At 74.3% G+C, this 16228-nt stretch carries 13 protein-coding genes and 1 pseudogene; 4 read left to right on the plus strand and 10 right to left on the minus strand.

Going from position 1 to position 16228, the window contains the following annotated elements:
• Positions 1 to 98: 98 nt before the first annotated feature.
• The 3 genes from ACTWJ9_RS32080 to ACTWJ9_RS32090 all read right to left on the minus strand — a co-directional run bounded on the left by ACTWJ9_RS32080 (position 99) and on the right by ACTWJ9_RS32090 (position 6003).
• Positions 99 to 704 (minus strand): Rv1733c family protein, encoded by a 606-nt coding sequence (locus ACTWJ9_RS32080; RefSeq protein ID WP_387041895.1) that lies wholly within the window; start codon positions 702 to 704, stop codon positions 99 to 101.
• 334 nt (positions 705 to 1038) lie between these two features.
• The gene (locus tag ACTWJ9_RS32085) at positions 1039 to 5388 is read right to left on the minus strand and encodes a cation-translocating P-type ATPase (RefSeq protein WP_443296085.1); all 4350 of its coding nucleotides are present in this window, start codon (positions 5386 to 5388) and stop codon (positions 1039 to 1041) included.
• Positions 5389 to 5412: 24 nt separating this feature from the next.
• The gene (locus ACTWJ9_RS32090; RefSeq protein ID WP_443296087.1) at positions 5413 to 6003 is read right to left on the minus strand and encodes a hypothetical protein; all 591 of its coding nucleotides are present in this window, start codon (positions 6001 to 6003) and stop codon (positions 5413 to 5415) included.
• Between the two features lie 498 nt (positions 6004 to 6501).
• On the opposite strand from ACTWJ9_RS32090, the gene ACTWJ9_RS32095 reads away from it, so the two are divergent.
• Positions 6502 to 7887, plus strand: a complete 1386-nt coding sequence (locus ACTWJ9_RS32095) for an alpha-lytic protease prodomain-containing protein (protein ID WP_279337656.1) — start codon at positions 6502 to 6504, stop codon at positions 7885 to 7887.
• Positions 7888 to 8077: 190 nt separating this feature from the next.
• On the plus strand, positions 8078 to 8596 hold the full coding sequence (locus ACTWJ9_RS32100; RefSeq protein ID WP_279337655.1) for a hypothetical protein: 519 nt from the start codon (positions 8078 to 8080) through the stop codon (positions 8594 to 8596).
• A gap of 117 nt (positions 8597 to 8713) precedes the next feature.
• Here ACTWJ9_RS32100 and ACTWJ9_RS32105 read toward each other — a convergent pair whose 3' ends face one another.
• The 5 genes from ACTWJ9_RS32105 to ACTWJ9_RS32125 all read right to left on the minus strand — a co-directional run bounded on the left by ACTWJ9_RS32105 (position 8714) and on the right by ACTWJ9_RS32125 (position 12844).
• Positions 8714 to 9277 (minus strand): hemerythrin domain-containing protein, encoded by a 564-nt coding sequence (locus ACTWJ9_RS32105; RefSeq protein WP_279337654.1) that lies wholly within the window; start codon positions 9275 to 9277, stop codon positions 8714 to 8716.
• A 120-nt stretch (positions 9278 to 9397) separates the two neighbouring features.
• Positions 9398 to 9931 (minus strand): DoxX family protein, encoded by a 534-nt coding sequence (locus ACTWJ9_RS32110; RefSeq protein ID WP_279337653.1) that lies wholly within the window; start codon positions 9929 to 9931, stop codon positions 9398 to 9400.
• A 130-nt stretch (positions 9932 to 10061) separates the two neighbouring features.
• The gene (locus ACTWJ9_RS32115; protein WP_279337652.1) at positions 10062 to 10385 is read right to left on the minus strand and encodes a hypothetical protein; all 324 of its coding nucleotides are present in this window, start codon (positions 10383 to 10385) and stop codon (positions 10062 to 10064) included.
• 173 nt (positions 10386 to 10558) lie between these two features.
• Complete coding sequence (locus ACTWJ9_RS32120) at positions 10559 to 12217, minus strand: catalase (protein WP_279337651.1); 1659 nt, start codon at positions 12215 to 12217, stop codon at positions 10559 to 10561.
• Between the two features lie 327 nt (positions 12218 to 12544).
• Positions 12545 to 12844 (minus strand): transposase, encoded by a 300-nt coding sequence (locus ACTWJ9_RS32125; protein WP_279337650.1) that lies wholly within the window; start codon positions 12842 to 12844, stop codon positions 12545 to 12547.
• A gap of 72 nt (positions 12845 to 12916) precedes the next feature.
• Between ACTWJ9_RS32125 and ACTWJ9_RS32130 the strand changes: the two genes are divergently transcribed.
• The gene (locus ACTWJ9_RS32130) at positions 12917 to 13537 is read left to right on the plus strand and encodes an L-threonylcarbamoyladenylate synthase (RefSeq protein ID WP_443296088.1); all 621 of its coding nucleotides are present in this window, start codon (positions 12917 to 12919) and stop codon (positions 13535 to 13537) included.
• Positions 13538 to 13559: 22 nt separating this feature from the next.
• Here ACTWJ9_RS32130 and ACTWJ9_RS32135 read toward each other — a convergent pair whose 3' ends face one another.
• On the minus strand, positions 13560 to 14588 hold the full coding sequence (locus tag ACTWJ9_RS32135; protein WP_279337648.1) for a TauD/TfdA dioxygenase family protein: 1029 nt from the start codon (positions 14586 to 14588) through the stop codon (positions 13560 to 13562).
• Positions 14589 to 14739: 151 nt separating this feature from the next.
• Between ACTWJ9_RS32135 and ACTWJ9_RS32140 the strand changes: the two genes are divergently transcribed.
• A complete protein-coding gene (locus tag ACTWJ9_RS32140) occupies positions 14740 to 15570 on the plus strand; it encodes an aldo/keto reductase (protein ID WP_279337647.1) in 831 nt (276 codons plus the stop codon).
• A gap of 71 nt (positions 15571 to 15641) precedes the next feature.
• Here the strand turns inward: ACTWJ9_RS32140 and ACTWJ9_RS32145 are convergent.
• A pseudogene (locus ACTWJ9_RS32145) lies at positions 15642 to 16054 on the minus strand (DoxX family protein).
• Positions 16055 to 16228: the final 174 nt, after the last annotated feature.

Raw genomic sequence — 16228 nt, forward strand, 5'->3', positions numbered from 1 at the left:
TACCATTCAATGATGTAGGCAATTGCTAATTTTTGCAATTCAGCAGGTCGCGAATGCCGCATACGATCCCTGCGGGTCCCGCTCCGGCCGTGCCTCCGTCAGCCCGTCATGCGCTTTCGCCAGGTCGGCTCGACCAGCCGCCACTCGGCCTCCCAGGCCGCCGCGCGCCCCCGCTGGAGCCGCCCCTGGACGAGCCGTCCGCCGAGCAGGACCAGTCCCCCGCTCGCGGCCGCGACCGTGAGGCCCGCCACGACGATCTGGAACCGGGCGTCCACTCCACCGGGCGGTTCGGAGACCAGGCGCCCCTCCCCGTCCGTCCACACGGTGACCACCCTGCCGGCCTTGCTCCCGGAGTCGACCTCCGCCCGGCCCGTGCGGACGGTGCCGTCGGGGGCGGTCCACCGGACCTTGGCCCACACGCGACCGCTGCCGCCACCGTCCCCGGCCACCGGCGCGGGCAGCGCCCGTGCCGCGTCCCCGACCAGGGTGGCCGGTGCGGTACGGGCCTGGGCGCGGTGCTCCGCGAGGGACCCGTCCACCGCCCCCGCCACCGCCAGGCCGGTGAACGTCCCGGCCAGGAGGGCGAGGACGAGAGTGGCGAGCAGCAGCCAGGCCTCGATCAGATCGCTGCGACGCCTCAACGGGTTCTTGCGCCAGCGCCACCACCACACTGTGCGTGGCCGCGCACCACGCGTCCGCGCCATGGGACGTCACCTCCTCGCGCGGGTGCCGCAGGCCACGACGTGCCGCGCCGGTATGCCGGACCGGCCGGTCCGTCGGGGCCGCGGCGCCTCCTCTCCAGGATCCGTCACCGGGGCGGTCCGGCGCATGGGCCGAACGGCCCCGCCCCGGGGTCGGACCGGCCCGAAAACGGCCCATGCGCCGGACCGTCCCGGGCGCGGCCCGCGCCCGACTGCGTCGGCGGATCTCCCGAAGGAGCCCGGGGCCGCCCTGCCCTTCCAGTCTGAGCGCACCCGGAGAGTTCCGCTCGGGCCGCCGCCGTCCCGCCGGCGGCCCGCTTCCCGCTGGACCGGGCCTCTACGCCACCACCGGCCGCGCGACGCCGCTGCGCAGCAGGTGCCGGGCCTGCCGGGCGTCGGCCCCCAGGCGCAGGGCGAGGCGGGAGAGCAGCTCGTACAGGCGCCGGACCGCCTCCAGGCGTTCCAGGCGCGGTGCGAGCGCCGAGAGGGCGATGGCCAGCGTCACGCCCGTCAGGGCCACCGGGCCCAGCGGGGTGCAGCCGAAGAAGTGGCTGACGTCGGGCGTCTGGACGAGGGCGGCGAGCACCGCGGCGGAGCCCAGGGCCGTCGTCCACACCAGGGGGCTGTGCCGGCGGCCGGAGAGGGTCTGCACGAGTTGGGCGCCGACCACGCCGCACAGGGCCATGGTGGTGGAGCGGCGGTTGCTGCCGGGGGTGAGGCGGCCGATCAGGTACGCGGTGACCGCGCCGAGGCAGGTGGTCACGCCCCGGCGCCGGATGGCGCGCAGCAGGGGGGCGCCGAGGACGTCGAGGCCCATCGGGCCGGTTTCGGCGTGGGCCGCCGTCGACGGATCGTCGCTCGGGGTCACCGCCACCGCCATCGCCGGGAACATGTCCGTGAGCAGGTTGACCAGCAGCAGCTGACGGGTCGACAGCGGTGAGGAGCCGGCGAGCAGGGTGCCCAGCACGCTGAAGCCGACCTCGCCCGCGTTGCCGCCGATGAGGATGCTCACCGCGTCGGCGACGCTGCGCCACAGCGCGCGGCCCTCGTGGACCGCGTCGACCAGGACCGACAGGTCGCCGGTGGTCAGGACGAGGTCGGCGGCGTTGCGGGCGGCGGCCGAGCCGCGCGCCTCGATGCCGACGCCCACGTCGGCGGCGCGGATCGCCGCGGCGTCGTTGGCGCCGTCGCCGGCCATGGCCACCACCCGGCCCGCCTGTTGCAGTGCCTCCACCACATGGAGTTTCTGCTCGGGCGCGACCCTGGCGACGACTCCGGCTCCGTGCAGGGCGCGGACCCGGTCGCGGCGGCCCATGGCGACCAGTTCGTCGCCGGTGACCACCTCGGTCGCCTCCGGCCAGCCCAGTTGCAGGGCGATCGCGCGGGCGGTCTCCGGGTGGTCGCCGGTGAGCATGACGGGCAGGATGCCGGAGCGGCGCAGCTGGGTGAGGAGGGCCTGCGAGGTGTCGCGCGGGACGTCCGCCAGGGCGATCAGCCCGACGAACTCCAGGTCCGCGAGGTCGGCCTCGAGTCCGGCGGTGGCGTCCGGGCCCCGGCACGGCCGCCGGGCGACGGCGAGGACGCGCAGCCCCTGTCCCGCGAGGGTGTGGGCCGTTCCGGTCGTGTCGTCGGGCAGGTCGCGGCAGGCCGGGAGGACCGTCTCGGGGGCGCCCTTGACCACGAGGAGGTCACCGGCGTCCGGGTGGGTGCCGCCGTTGTCCCGGCCGACGGCCGCGGCGTATCCCCGGCTGGCCTCGAAGGCGAGCTCACCGCTGGGCACCCAGTGCTCGTCGGGCGGTGCGGCGTCGAGGACCGCCTCGTCGGTGGCGTGCGCGACCCGGCGTCCCTGGCCCGTCTCCACCTGCGGGCAGGCGCGGGCGGCCAGCCGGACCACCGGCACGGCGGACTCGGCGTCCGGGGCGAGGACGGTGCCGTCGGCGGTGGCGACCCGGACCAGGCGCAGCCGGTTCTCGGTGAGGGTGCCGGTCTTGTCGAAGCAGACGGTGTCGACCCGGCCGAGCGCCTCCAGGGTGCGGGGCGTGCGCACCAGGACGCCGCGCCGGGACAGGCGGCGGGCCGCCGCCATCTGGGCGACGGTCGCGACGAGCGGCAGTCCTTCGGGGACGGCGGCGACGGCCACCGCGACCCCGCCGCTGACGGCCTGCCGCAGTGGGCTGCCGCGCAGCAGCGACAGCCCGGTCACCAGTGCGCCGCCGGTGAGGGTCACCGGCAGCGTCTTGCGGGTCAGTTCCTGCAGCCTCGCCTGGACGCCGGCGGGCGGCGGGGTGCGGGCGGCGAGCGCGACGGCGCGGCCCGCCTCGGTACGGTCGCCGGTGTCCACCACCAGCCCGACGGACCGGCCGGCCACGACGATGGTGCCCTCGAAGACCATGCAGGTCCGCCCGCTCACCGGCGCGCCGGGAGTGGCGTCGACGTCCTTGGCCACGGGCAGGGACTCGCCGGTGAGCGCCGACTCGTCGACCTCCAGCCCGTCCACCTCCAGCAGTCGCGCGTCGGCCGGTACGACATCGCCGGCGGCGAGGCTGATCCGGTCTCCGGGCCGCAGCCGGACCGCGTCGACGGTGACCGTGCGCCCGCGGGTGTCCCGCCGGCGTGCCGTGGGCTGCTGGCGGGCGGCCAGCCGGGCGAGCGCCTGTTCCGCGCGCAGCCGCTGGAGTCCGCCCGTCACGGCGTTGAGGTCCATGGCGCCGACGACGAGCAGCGCGTCGACGAGCGAGCCGAGCAGGGCGGAGGCGACCGCCCCGGTGGCCAGGACGGGCGTGAGGGGGTCGTCGAGTTCCCGGCGGACGGCACCGGCCGCCTGCCAGGCCCAGCGGGCCGGGGCCGCCACGGGGGTGCGGGCGAGCCGGGCCGCCCGTCGGCGGGACCGGTCGGCGAGCAGGGCGGGACCGCGGGGTCCGGCGTCGGTCGCGGGGCTGCTCAGCCGGTCGCGCGCCTCGTGCGGCTCCAGCGCGTGCCAGGGCACGTGCAGCCGTGGTTCGGGCGGCGTGGCGCGGGCCACGCCGACGGCCTCGGCCCAGCCGGAGAGCAGGGCGCCGGCCGCGGCGAAGTTCACCGGGGCGTGCCGGGTGAGCCGCTGCCAGGCGCGGCCGCCGGGTTTTCCGCCGCGGGCCACCATGAGCCCCGACAGGGCGGCGCCCGCACGGGCCAGGACCTGTGAGCGGCGGCCGACCCGGCGGACCGCCGGAATGGCCGTCAGCAGCCGCCACACATCGGCCGTTCCCCCCGGGACGATCAGGTCGGCTCCCCAGGCGATCGCCGACCGCGCGTCGGTGAGGGCGACGGCCACGTCGGCGGCGGACAGCCCGTCCGCCACCTCGCCGCCACCGCGTTCGGCCACCCGGGCGACGCCCACCACGATGTGCCCGTCGTTCTGCAGCGCCCGTACGACGTCACCGAGCGGCATGTCCGCCGGGGCCGCCTCGTCCGCGAGCCGGGTGATGTCCCTCAGGTCGGAACCGCCCGTGATCACGACGTACAGCCCGGCCCGGCGGGCCGCGTCGAGGACGGCTTCGGCGAACGGGTCGACCGGATCGTCGAACGCGGCGGTCCCGCTGACGGCGTCCGGGGTGTCCGGCGGGCGGCTGCGCAGGACGTCGGCGTGCAGGACGAGGGAGTCGGCGATCTCCAGCTGCCGCAGCCGCTCCCCACTGCGTACGAGCATCCCGGACCGGGCGAGGAAGGTGCCGAGGGCCGCCTGGAAGGCGGCCGGGCCGTAGCGTGCCGCCTTGGGCGATCCGGCGAGGAGGGCTTCGGCCGCCTCCTGTGCCGCGTGCGTGACGAGGAGGGCGGCGGCCGCGCCGGCCAGGCTGCCGGTGCCGGCGTTGGCCGCGTAGGCCTGGGCGGGGGTGACCCGCAGCGGTGGGCGGCCGCCGGTAAGGCCGGGGAGGCCCGCGCGTTCCTCGGTGCAGAGGTCGTCGTGCAGCGCCTCGAAGGCCGCGGCCCGGGCCACCGCCTCGGTCAGCTGGCCGGTCCGCAGCAGCCCGTCGAGGACCAGGGACATCGGGGACTGTCCGGCTCCGTGGGCGGCGGCGTTGGCGGCGGCGAGGACGAGTTCCATGCCGTTCCAGCCGAGCCGCTGCCGCAGCAGGGCGCGGAAGCGGGGGTTCTCGCGCATCAGCGTGACGGCGGCGGTGACCGTTCTCGGGCTCCGTGGCAGGCCCAACGAGCGTCCGGCGAGGGCCCCGGCCGCACCGGCGGCGTCCAGCAGCAGCGCGGCGGCGTTGACCCGTACCTCGCGGGGGTCGCCGGGGTGCCGGGTCTCGTCCGCCTCCGGATCGGCGTCCTCGCTCAGCCCGAGGCGGGCGGCGAGCGCGACGGCCCGCTCGGTCACCCGGTCGCCGGCCGCGTCCTGCGCCGCCGTCACGACGAGGCGGGTCAGCCCCTCGTCCCAGTACGCCGTCAGCACGTCGGGGTGGTCGAGGAGTTCGGTGGCCACTTTGCGGGCGAGCGGGCCGGCGTCGCCGCCGGGATTGCGCAGCGCCAGGTGGACGCGGCGTCCGGCCCGCCAGTGCCGGCCGCCGCCCAGGGCGTTGCGGGCGACGTTGCCGATGCGGCGCGTCGTGCCGTGGACGGACGTCATGCCCCGGGCGGTGCTGCGGGCGGCGCCCGCGGCGGCCCCCGCCACGGTCCCGGCGAGGGGGGCGACATCGAAGCGTGTGAGCATCTGAGGGTGTCCCGTGGTCCTGGCTCAGCCGGTCTGCGGGTCGTGTGCGCCGTCCCGGCCCGGGTGGCGGTCGGTGTGCGGTTCGTGGTGCGCGGTGGCTTCGGCGACCTGCTTGAGCGCGGACGCCGTCGCGGGGTCGCCCACCTTGGCGGGCTGTTCGCGCACAGGGGGTTCCGCCGGTTCCTGCCGGTGGCGGGAGAGGGCCAGCCGGTCGCCGGGGCCCTGGTCGGTGGGCGGTCCGGGCGCGGGCTGCGGTTCCGTTCCGGTTTCCGGGCGGTGCGCCCCGTCCTCACCGGACGGTGCCGTGCCGTTCGGCGACTCCGTCTCCGGCGGCCGGGCCGGCCGCTGCTGGGTGAGCCAGGCGACGGCCGCGCCGGTCAGCGCCACCGGCCACTCGACGAGGCCGGCCACACCGAGCACGCCGGCTCCGGCGTAGACGGCCATGCGGCGACCGCGCGGGGACACCGCCCCGATCGCGTCCAGCGCACCGCCGGCCGCCTTCCCGACCTGTTCCGCGCCCGGCACCTGCCGCAGCCCCGACGCCATGGCCCGCAGGGGCTGCGGAAGATCCGACGAACGAGACGTGTCTGGGTCCCTGCCGGCCATGTCGTTCATGTCGACCTCCGAAGCGCGTCACCCAGGGGCGCCCATCGGTTCCCCTGCCTTGTGACCCATTTTCAGCCGTGAACGGCCGGAGCGCTTTTCCTGTTCACCCGAGGCGGTCCCGTCGGCGCCGCCGGCCGGGTTGCCGGCGGCGCTTCCCGTCCGCCCACGCCCGGCGTCCGCCGTCGCGTCCTGGTACTGCACATGGCGCGTTCGTCTCACCAAAGCGCGAAATGGGCGCGCTCCCGACATCGCATCGGGCGCCGCGGGCAAGACCTAGGTCCGGTCCGGCGTCTCGCGCCGGACCGGACCGCGGGATCCGGCTCCGGGGCACCTCCCCCGTCCTTCAGTCAGTGGGGAGGCGTCGCCGGGCGGAGGGCCGTTTTCGTACGGGACGTACGCGAGCGGGCCCCGGCAGCGTGGCGGGGCGCGGCAGCGGGCCCGGCGGAAACCGCCGGACAGACCCCGGGGCTCGCGGCAGTCGGCCCCCGAACGAAGGAGACGTACCGAATGGCCCTCAGACATGCCCGGACCGCGCGCCGAGCGGCCCTGGCCGCGCTCGGCGGTCTCGTCCTCGCCGGCCTCCCCTCCGTCGCGGCGGCCGGGCTCCCGCCCACGGCGGGACCCGCGCCCGTCGCCGCCCGGCCGCCGGGTGCCGACACCGACGAACCGCCGGCGCAGCTGCTCCGTGCCCTGCAGCGCGATCTGGGGCTGACCGGGGCCCAGGCGTCCGAACGGCCGGCCAACGAGGCGGAGGCGGGCACCCGCGCGGGCCGGCTGCGCATCTCCCTGGGCGAGCGGTTCGCCGGTGCCTGGGTGCACGGCACTGCCTCCGAGAACCTCACGGTCGCGACCGTCGACGCCGGGGACGTCCCCGCCATCGAGGCCCAGGGCGCGACGGCCGCGGTCGTCCGGCGGACGCTGTCCGACCTCGTGGCGGCCAAGGAGAAGCTGGACTCGACGGCTGCCCGGGTCCAGACCCTGGACACGCCCGTGTGGTACGTCGACGTGCCGAACAACCGCGTCATGGTGCGGGCGAGGAGCCGGGCGGCCGGCGCCGCCTTCGTCGAGGCGGCGGGGCTCCAGGGGTCGGACGTCGGTATCCACACGACGACGGAGTCGCCGCGCCTGATGCAGGACATCACCGGCGGCGACGCCTTCTACATCGACGACACCGCCCGCTGCTCCGTCGGATTCTCCGTCACCGGGGACGAGCAGCAGGGCTTCGTCACCGCGGGCCACTGCGGCGCGCCTGGCGCGGTGACGACCGGCTACGACCGCACCGCCCAGGGCACCTTCCGGGCCTCGACGTTCCCCGGCAAGGACATGGCGTGGGTGGCCACCGACGACCAGTGGACGGCCACGCCCGGCGTCAAGGCGCAGGACGGTCAGGAGGTGCAGGTCGCCGGATCGGTGCAGGCACTCGTCGGTGCCGCGGTGTGCCGGTCCGGCTCGACCAGCGGATGGCACTGCGGAACGATCCAGCAGCACGACACGAGTGTCACCTACCCCCAGGGCACGGTCGGCGGGCTGACCCGGACCACGGTGTGTGCCGAGCCGGGCGACTCCGGCGGGCCGTTCGTCGCGGGCGTCCAGGCGCAGGGCGTCACCTCCGGCGGCACCGGGAACTGCACCAGCGGCGGCACGACGTTCTACCAGCCGGTCAACCCGATCCTCAGCGACTTCGGCCTCGTCCTCACCACCACCCAGGCCACGACACCGGCCCCGGCCCCCGCCCCGCAGGACGGCGCCACCCGGGAGTGGACCGAGGGCCGCGTGTACGAGGCAGGGGCGGTGGTGACCCGCGACGGCGTGCGCTACCGGTGTCTGCAGAGCCACCAGGCCCAGGGCGCCTGGGCACCGGCCGACGCCCCGGCCCTGTGGCAGCGCGGGTGACCGTTCCACCAGGGCCGCGGTGAACCTCCGGGCGGCTGAGCACGTCCGTGGTCTCCTCCGGTGCGTGGCCCCGGCCGGTGTGGCCGGGGCCACGCACCGGAGGAGACCGGGGCCATATCCGGCCGGGTGTGCCGGAAGCTACCGTTTCCGGGCAGATGTCCTTGACCCCATCAGCTCGGACGGCCCGGCAGTGACAGCAGACCTCTCCCCGGTCATCGCGGCGACCACGCAGTGGCTGACCCGTTCCTTCCCCGCCTCCGGCGGAGCGCTCGCCTCCGCCCTGTGCGAGGTGCAGGCGCGGCAGGCGGTGACGGTCGCCGCGTGGCTCCGGTATCCGACGGCGATGGACGCCGCCCTGGTCGGCCTGGCGGGCCCGGGCGGTTCGGCACGGCTCGACGGGGTCACCGGCGCCGGCGCCGACCCGGACGGCGCAGCCGCCTGGCGCACCTGGGTGGACGAGGTCGTGACCAGCTGGGCGGCCTGTCTGCTCGCCGACCCGGACATGGCCTCCCGCGCCGTGACCGCGCTCGCCGGGGGAACCCACACCACCGGTGCGCCGGCCGAGTTCCGGCGGCTGCTCGCACCCGACGAGAGCGACCAGAAGGCAGCGGCGCTGCTGCGCCACCCCGATCTGCTGGCGCCCGTGGCCGAACTGCACCGCTCCCGTTTGCTCGACCGTCTCCCTCCGGACCACACGCTCACCGCCTGACGCCGGGCCCGTCCACGCCCGCTGCCCGGACCACCCGGCCCGGGCAGCGGGCGTGTCGGACCGTCGGCGTGACGGCGTGACGGCGTGACGGCGTGACGGCGTGACGGCGTGACGGCGTCAGTCGAGCTTGCCGCGACCGCTCAGCGCGTCGCGGAGCCGGTCGACCAGGCCGACGCCCGGTGCCAGCAGCTTGTTGGCCGGGGGCTTGTCCGGGGCCGCAGGGTGCGGCCGGGTCGGGGCCGTCTTCTTGGCCTGCCGGACCTTGTCACCGAGCTGGTCGAGCTGTCCCGGGGAGCAGGACGCGCGCAGCTCGGGGAACAGGTTCTGCTCCTCGTCGGCGATGTGCTCGCGGATCTCGCCCATCAGCATGCCGACGAGCCGGTCGAACTCGGCCTCCCCCGCGTCGCGGCCCTCCAAGTCCTTCATGACCTGTTCGGCCTTGGCGTGGTCCGCGAGTTCCCTGTCGGCCAGGGTGTTCCCGTTCTCCACGTGCTCGCGCACGGCCGGGTAGAGATATGCCTCCTCCGCCACCGAATGCCGGACGAGCTCGATCGTCGCCTGGTCCGCGTACACCTTGCGGTCCTTGTGGCCGGGGGGCAGGGCCTCGATCTTGCCGAAGAGCTCCTCGACCTCCCGGTGATCGGTCATCAGTTCGTCGATGACGTTGCCTCCGTGTCCCATGTTCTTCACCTCCGGATCGTGGTGGCACCCGGCCGGGTCCACCCGCCCCTGGGTTCCCCGGGCTCCGGGGGGCTAACGCGATTCGGCCCCCGGTCGGTCCCCTCACCGACGGGCCCCGGGTCAGCCGGGCAGTTTGGCCCGGACGCGGGCGGCCGCCGCGGCGGGGCGGGCTCCCGCCCGGGCGGCGTGCCGTACCAGGTGGGCGTCGCGACGCAGTTCGCGAGCCGTGCGACGGCCGCGCCACAGCATCGAGGGGGCGGCCCCGGTGTCGTCGGCGGTGATCAGCAGGCCGCCGAGCATGGCCAGGTTCTTGAGGAAGTGGATGCGCTGCTGGACACGCCGGGAGGCGTCGTCCTCCTCCCAGAAGCGGTGTCCGGCGAGCGTCGTGGGCACGAGCGTGACCGCGAGTGCGAGCGCCGCGGTGCGGGGGAGGCGTCCGGTGGCCAGCAGCAGCCCGGCCACGACCTGTACGGCGCCGTTGAGCCGTACGGTCTGCTCGGTGCGGTCCGGGAGCACGGCGACGCGTTCGGTGACGGGCCGGACGACGGGCTCGGCGACCGGGACGACGTCCTGGGGGTGGCGAACGGATTCCAGACCGCCCGCGACGAACATCGATGCCAGCATCGGGCGGCCGACGGCGCGCAGCAGACTCATGGCCTTCTCCTGGTGGGTGTCGGGGGTCTCGGGATGCTCTCGGTGGGGTCCGTGGTGTGCGGGTCGCCGGGTTCCCCCGCGGTGACGGGCCATTCGGCGGCACCTGCTCCGGTGACGGCAGGGCGGTGTCTCACCAGAACCGGTTCGTGAGCGCGGGCCGGCGGACCGCCTGGGCGGCGTCGCGCAGGCTCAGGGCGACGCTGATGGTGGCGCGCAGCGCCGACGGCCGTACCGTCTGGGCGGTCTCGGTGGCCAGGACGAGCAGGCAGGACGCGGCCTGTTCCACCACGGAGACCGGGAGTGTGTAGTCGCTGTCGGCGGCCGTGCGGAACGCCTTCAACGGGATCCCGGCCCCGTCGACGGTCCGCTTGGCGGCCTGCTCCAGGTGCTGTGCGGCCTGGTCGCACACGGAGGCGGGCAGGGTGAGGGTGCGTTGGAACGATGCGCTTGTCATGACTCGATTGGTCCCCGGGAACCGGTCCGTTCGATCGGCGGGCGGCGCGTTTTCACCGTCCTGCGCGACGAGTCGTGACACGTCGGGGGCGAGTGCCGGGCGTGCGAAGGGACGCACGGCACTCGCCCCCGGGCCGGCCCCCTGGTGGGGCCGGCCCGGGGCCGGTGACCTGTTCAGCGGTTCACCACGTGCCGTTCGTCGGGGACGCAGTGGGTCATCGTCAGTCCCCGCACGTCACGCGACGGGTTGTCGCCCAGGTTGGCCAGCCGCTTGCGGTCCTCGTCGGTGAGGTCCTGGTCCGCGAGGGGTCCCAGACCGGCGACGTCCCCCGGAGCGATACCGAGTCCGTCACCGACCCGGCGGCCGAGGTCGTTCTCGACCAGCAGGAAGTGCCACACCATGCGCTCCTGCACCGGCCGGTCGCACTGGGAGAGCAGGTCGGTGAAGTTCTTCACCAGGTCGTCGCGCTCCCAGTCCTCCATGAGCATGTAGCGCTGGCCCGCCTGGAGGTAGTCGTTGGTGCGGGGGATGCGCTTGCGGGTGAGGTAGCCCCGGATCTCCGGGCCCTGCTCGTCGTGCGACGGCTCCTTGGCCTCGCGCAGGCCGCCGATGAGCGACGGTTCGTAGTTGACCTCGGGGTGCTCTCCCGCCTGGTCCACGAGGTAGGCCATCTGGCCGTCGCGTTGGTTGGTGTTCACCTCGGCGGCCTTGGCCTGGTTGACGGGGAGCTGGAGGTAGTTCGGGCCGACCCGGTGGCGCTGGGTGTCGCTGTAGGAGAAGGTCCGGCCGACGAGCATCTTGTCGTCGGAGAAGTCCAGGCCGTCGACGAGGACACCCGTGCCGAAGGAGATCTGCTCGTTCTCGGCGAAGTAGTTCTCCGGCATCCGGTCGAGCACCATCCGGCCGACCGGCTTCGGCGGGAAGTCCTGCTCGGGCCAGGTCTTGGTGTCGTCGAGCGGGTCGAAGTCCAGTTCCGGGTGGTCGTGGTCGTCCATCATCTGGACGAGCAGTTCCCACTCCGGGTGGTCGCCGCGCCCCACCGCCTCGTAGAGGTCCTTGGTCGCGTGGCCGAGGGAGCCCGCCTGGACGTTCGCGGCGTCCTCCTCGGTCATGGAGCGGACGCCCGCCTTGGGCATCCAGTGGTACTTGACGAGCTTGGTCTCACCCTCGGTGTTCACCCATTTGTAGGTGTTCACGCCGAAGCCCTGCATGTGACGGTAGTCCGCGGGGATGCCGCGCGGACTGAACAGGTTGACCAGCATGTGCATGCACTCGGGCGTCTGCGACATGAAGTCGAAGATGCGCCGCGGCTGCTGCTCGAAGGTGACGGGGTCGGGCTTGAGGGCGTGGATGACGTCCGGGAACTTGATCGCGTCCCGGATGAAGAAGACCCCGAGGTTGTTGCCGACGAGGTCCCAGTTGCCGTCCTCGGTGTAGAACTTCACGGCGAAGCCGCGCGGGTCGCGGGCGGTCTCGGAGGAGTCGCGTCCGCCGATGACGGTGGAGAACCGGACGGCCACGTCCGTGCGCTTGCCGCGCTCCTGGAACAGCAGGGCCCGGGTGTAACGGCCGACCGGTTCGTCGCCCCAGGTTCCGTAGGCCTCGAAGTAGCCGTACGCGGTCACCCCCCGGGCGTGCACGACGCGTTCGGGGATGCGCTCCCGGTCGAAGTGGCTGATCTTCTCCAGGAACTGGTAGTTCTCCAGCGTGGCGGGCCCGCGGGCGCCGACCGTGCGTTGGTTCTGGTTGTCGTGGACCGGATGGCCCTGCCGGTTGGTGAGTACCTTGCGGCCGTCGCCCGGGGCAGGACCTCGGCTCGAAACGTCCGTCATGTTCGTGGACTCCTTCGGCTGCTCATGGCTGGGGGCGGGCCGGAGCACGGTGGCGTGTGGCCGTGGGCCGGTCGTCGAGGCCGGTCCGGGTGATGTGGTCCTCCGGTGTCCCGGGCTCGCGGGCTCCCCGGTTCCCGGGGCCCGCTCGCGGGACCTCCCGTCGCCGGACGGCCTGGTCACGCGCATCGCGCGCGTCCCGCCGGTGGCGTACGTACGAGGGCCATGCTGCCGTGCATCACGGAGAGCGGCGACTCGGAGCAGCGGCGCACACGCGCGGCGCGCGGGCCGGTGCGAGAACGGCGGAGCCGTCCGCGGCCGCCACGGCCGTCATGAGGCGGGCCGGCGGCGGGTCCTGGCGGGAAGGACACGCGGGAGCGCGACCGGTCCCCCGTTCCGGCCGCGCTCCCGCGGCAGGAACGAACCTGGTGACAGCCATCGCGGGGCGGCCGCCGCCAGGGCCTCCAGTGCGGCGCGCAGCAGTCCCAGCGCGGAGATCCGCTCCAGGACCGGGGCCAGGACCTTTTCCTCCAGCCCGTGCTTGATCAGCCGGGCCCGGAAGTCACTCAGGGCGGAGAAGTCGAATCCCGGGTCGTCCGGCTCCAGGCCGAGGAGGAACTTCCAGTCCATCCGGGCCCGGCCGGACGCCGGGCACCGGCCGGGGTGTGCGGCCCTGCTCCTTGGGCGGCATAAGCTCGGTGAATGGCCAAGTACTTCGACGTGCACCCCGACAACCCCCAGCCGCGCACTATCGCCCAGGTCGCCGACAGCATCCGCGCCGACGCCCTGGTCGCGTACCCCACGGACTCCTGTTACGCGCTCGGCTGCCGACTGGGCAGCCGGGAGGGCATCGACCGGATCCGTACCATCCGCAAGCTGGACGAGCGCCACCACTTCACTCTGGTGTGCCGGGATTTCGCGCAGCTCGGCCAGTTCGTACGGATCGACAACGACGTGTTCCGCGCGGTCAAGGCGTCCACACCGGGCAGCTACACCTTCATCCTGCCCGCGACGAAGGAGGTGCCGCGCATGCTGCAGCATCCGAAGAAGAAGACCGTCGGCGTGCGCATCCCCGATCACGTCGTCACCCAGGCGCTGCTGGCGGAACTCGGCGAGCCCCTGCTGTCCAGCACCCTGTTGCTGCCCGGTGAGGACGAGCCGATGACCCAGGGCTGGGAGATCAAGGACCGGCTCGACCACCAGGTGGACGCGGTGCTCGACTCCGAGGACTGCGGCACCGAGCCGACCACGGTGATCGACTTCTCGGGCGGGGAGGCGGAGATCGTACGGCGGGGCGCGGGCGACACCTCACGGTTCGAGTAGGGGCGGTCGGCTGATCGGCCGGTCACCAGCGTCCCGGGGCGGTTCCGGTGATCGGCTCCGAGGGGCGGCCGTCGACACCCACCGGCACGTCACCTGTCAGCATCACCCGGTGCATGATCCGCGGGTGGCCCAGGTGGGCGGTGTCGTTCGGAGCCAGGTGGATGGTGGCACGGTTGTCCCAGAACGCCACGCTGCCCGGCTCCCACCGGAAGCGCACCGTGTACTCGGGCCGGGTCGCCTGCTCCAGCAGCATCTCCAGGACGGCGTGGCTCTCCGGCCGGGACAGGCCGGTGATCTGCTCGACGTAGTAGCCGTTGACGAACAGCACCCGCTCCCCCGTCTCCGGATGGACCCGCACCACGGGGTGCTCGGAAGCGGTCTGACGGACCAGCAGGTGCCGCAGATACGCGTCGTCGCCGGGCCGGGGCTGGTAGCCGACCCCCAGCCGGTGCTCGGCGCGCAGCCGGTCGGCGAACTCCCGTACCGGCGCGGACAGTCCGGCGTAGGCGGCGGCCAGATTCGACCAGGTGGTGTCGCCTCCGTAGGGCGGTACGGTCTCCGCGCGCAGGATCGTCGCGGCGGGCGGATCGACGCGGGCGCCGTGGTCGCAGTGCCAGCCGCGCAGCAGGGTGTGGCGGCGGCGCCGCAGCCATTCGTCGTGCTCCATGCCGAACCGTCCGCCGAGTTCCAGCCGGTCGGCGGTCGTCTCGACCTCGGGGAAGCCGGGCGGCGAGGCCCTCCCGCGCCGGGGCAGGACGACCGGCTCACCGAACCGCCGCGCCAGCGCCACATGTCCGGCGTGGTCCAGGCGCTGTCCGCGGAAGAACACCACCTTCCAGCGCAGCACCGCCGCCCGGACGGCGGCGATCACGGCGTCGCCTGGCTCGTCGGCGAGGTCGACGCCGGTGATCTCGGCACCGATGTGCCCGGCGACCGGACGCACCCCGATCCCCACGCTCTTCTCGGCCTTCTCTGCGTCCTCCCCTCCGCCCGTCCCGCTCTCCGCGCCTCCTCCACCCGCCCCGCCCGCACCGCTCACGCCCGTCGTCATGTGTGCCCTCTCCGTCGTTCCGGGTCGATCCGTGCGGATCCCTGCCGGTTCACACACGTGCGTGTCGTCCGGCCCGCCCGTCGGGTTGATCATCGGCCGTTCTGTCGGTGAGGCTGGAGGGTGACGACACTGTCCATGGGAGGGTCCCCTCGTGATCAGCATCCCGAACCACACACTCAACGACGGCACGACGATCCCCGCTCTCGGCCTGGGCACCTGGCCGATGGACGACGCACAGGCGGAGCAGTCGGTGACGGCGGCCCTGGAGATGGGCTACCGCCTCGTCGACACGGCGACGAACTACCGCAACGAGACCGGTGTCGGCCGTGCCGTGGCCCGCGCCGACGTCCCGCGCGAGGAGGTCGTCGTGACGACGAAACTCCCCGGCCGCCACCACGGCTACGAGGAGACCCTCACCTCCTTCGAGGAGTCCCGCGCGCGTCTCGGGCTGGAGTACGTCGACCTGTACCTCATCCACTGGCCGCTCCCCCGGGTCGACCGGTACGTCGACTCCTGGAAGGCCATGATCAAGCTGCGGGAGGACGGGCTCGTACGCTCGATCGGGGTCTCCAACTTCACACCCGCCCACATCGAACGGCTGGAGCAGGAGACCGGGGTGCTGCCGTCGGTCAACCAGGTCGAGCTGCACCCGTTCTTCCCCCAGGAGGAGCTGCGCTCCTACCACGCGGACAAGGGCGTGCTCGTCGAGAGCTGGAGCCCGTTGGGCCGGGGTTCACAGGTGCTGGACGACCTGACCGTGGCCTCGGTGGCCGAGGCCCACGGGGTCACACCGGCCCAGGCGGTGCTGCGCTGGCACATCCAGCTCGGCGCACTGCCCGTGCCCAAGTCGGCCGATCCCGGACGGCAGCGCGCCAACCTCGACGTCTTCGGCTTCGAACTGGACGCCGCCCAGATGCGGGCCATCGCCGACCGGGCCCATCGGCGCATCGGCGGAGACCCGGAAGTGCACGAGGAGTTCTGACCGCCCCGCCCCACCCCGCCGGTGGACTCCGCCCGCCGGCCCACCTCGTCACCGCCGCCGCGGTCGCCCGCTCACGGCCGGCCCGCCACCCCCTTGGCGACTCCGCGCGCCCACAGCACCAGGGGCGCCTGCAGGGGCAGCCGCCCCCGGGCCGCGACCCGCTGCGGGGCGGGGCGGCGGTTCCGATGGACGGCCGCCTTCACAGGGGCGGGGAACACTCCGACGAAGAAGGCGGCGTGGCCTGCGCGGCCGCCTTGCGGGTCTGCGGCAGTACCACTCCGGCGGCCGGCGCGAGTTCCGCGGCGCCACTCGCGTAGGTCCAGGTCCGGGGCGAGCCGGGCAGGGAGCGCGGCACGATGGGGTCGAACCGGCGCGGGGCCGCGATGGGGGCACCGCCCATGCCCTCAAGACCATGGGGGAGGATGGCGCCCGTGACGGCCGGCAGGCCCGCGAGCAGCAGGGATGAACGAGCGGACCGGGGCACGGTTCCTCCTCCGGCGGCCTCTGAAGGCCTCTGACGGACTGCCACACGACCTCACCGGACAGTGAGGATGCGGAGGGGCGCCGAACTGCGCCGTTCGCGCCGGGATCGACGCGAACGGAACCGGGCGGCACGGGCCGAGACCGTCAGGCCGCGCACCCCGTCCTGACCTCACGC

Source organism: Streptomyces sp. GDS52 (genome assembly GCF_052246875.1).
Taxonomy (GTDB): Bacteria; Actinomycetota; Actinomycetes; order Streptomycetales; family Streptomycetaceae; genus Streptomyces; species Streptomyces cathayae.

Excerpts from the sequence above, each read along its gene's own strand:
- ACTWJ9_RS32080 (WP_387041895.1), bottom strand. The coding sequence starts at position 704 with ATGGCGCGGACGCGTGGTGCGCGGCCACGCACAGTGTGGTGGTGGCGC.
- ACTWJ9_RS32085 (WP_443296085.1), bottom strand. The coding sequence starts at position 5,388 with ATGCTCACACGCTTCGATGTCGCCCCCCTCGCCGGGACCGTGGCGGGG.
- ACTWJ9_RS32090 (WP_443296087.1), bottom strand. The coding sequence starts at position 6,003 with ATGAACGACATGGCCGGCAGGGACCCAGACACGTCTCGTTCGTCGGAT.
- ACTWJ9_RS32095 (WP_279337656.1), top strand. The coding sequence starts at position 6,502 with ATGGCCCTCAGACATGCCCGGACCGCGCGCCGAGCGGCCCTGGCCGCG.
- ACTWJ9_RS32105 (WP_279337654.1), bottom strand. The coding sequence starts at position 9,277 with ATGGGACACGGAGGCAACGTCATCGACGAACTGATGACCGATCACCGG.
- ACTWJ9_RS32110 (WP_279337653.1), bottom strand. The coding sequence starts at position 9,931 with ATGAGTCTGCTGCGCGCCGTCGGCCGCCCGATGCTGGCATCGATGTTC.
- ACTWJ9_RS32115 (WP_279337652.1), bottom strand. The coding sequence starts at position 10,385 with ATGACAAGCGCATCGTTCCAACGCACCCTCACCCTGCCCGCCTCCGTG.
- ACTWJ9_RS32120 (WP_279337651.1), bottom strand. The coding sequence starts at position 12,217 with ATGACGGACGTTTCGAGCCGAGGTCCTGCCCCGGGCGACGGCCGCAAG.
- ACTWJ9_RS32125 (WP_279337650.1), bottom strand. The coding sequence starts at position 12,844 with ATGGACTGGAAGTTCCTCCTCGGCCTGGAGCCGGACGACCCGGGATTC.
- ACTWJ9_RS32130 (WP_443296088.1), top strand. The coding sequence starts at position 12,917 with ATGGCCAAGTACTTCGACGTGCACCCCGACAACCCCCAGCCGCGCACT.
- ACTWJ9_RS32135 (WP_279337648.1), bottom strand. The coding sequence starts at position 14,588 with ATGACGACGGGCGTGAGCGGTGCGGGCGGGGCGGGTGGAGGAGGCGCG.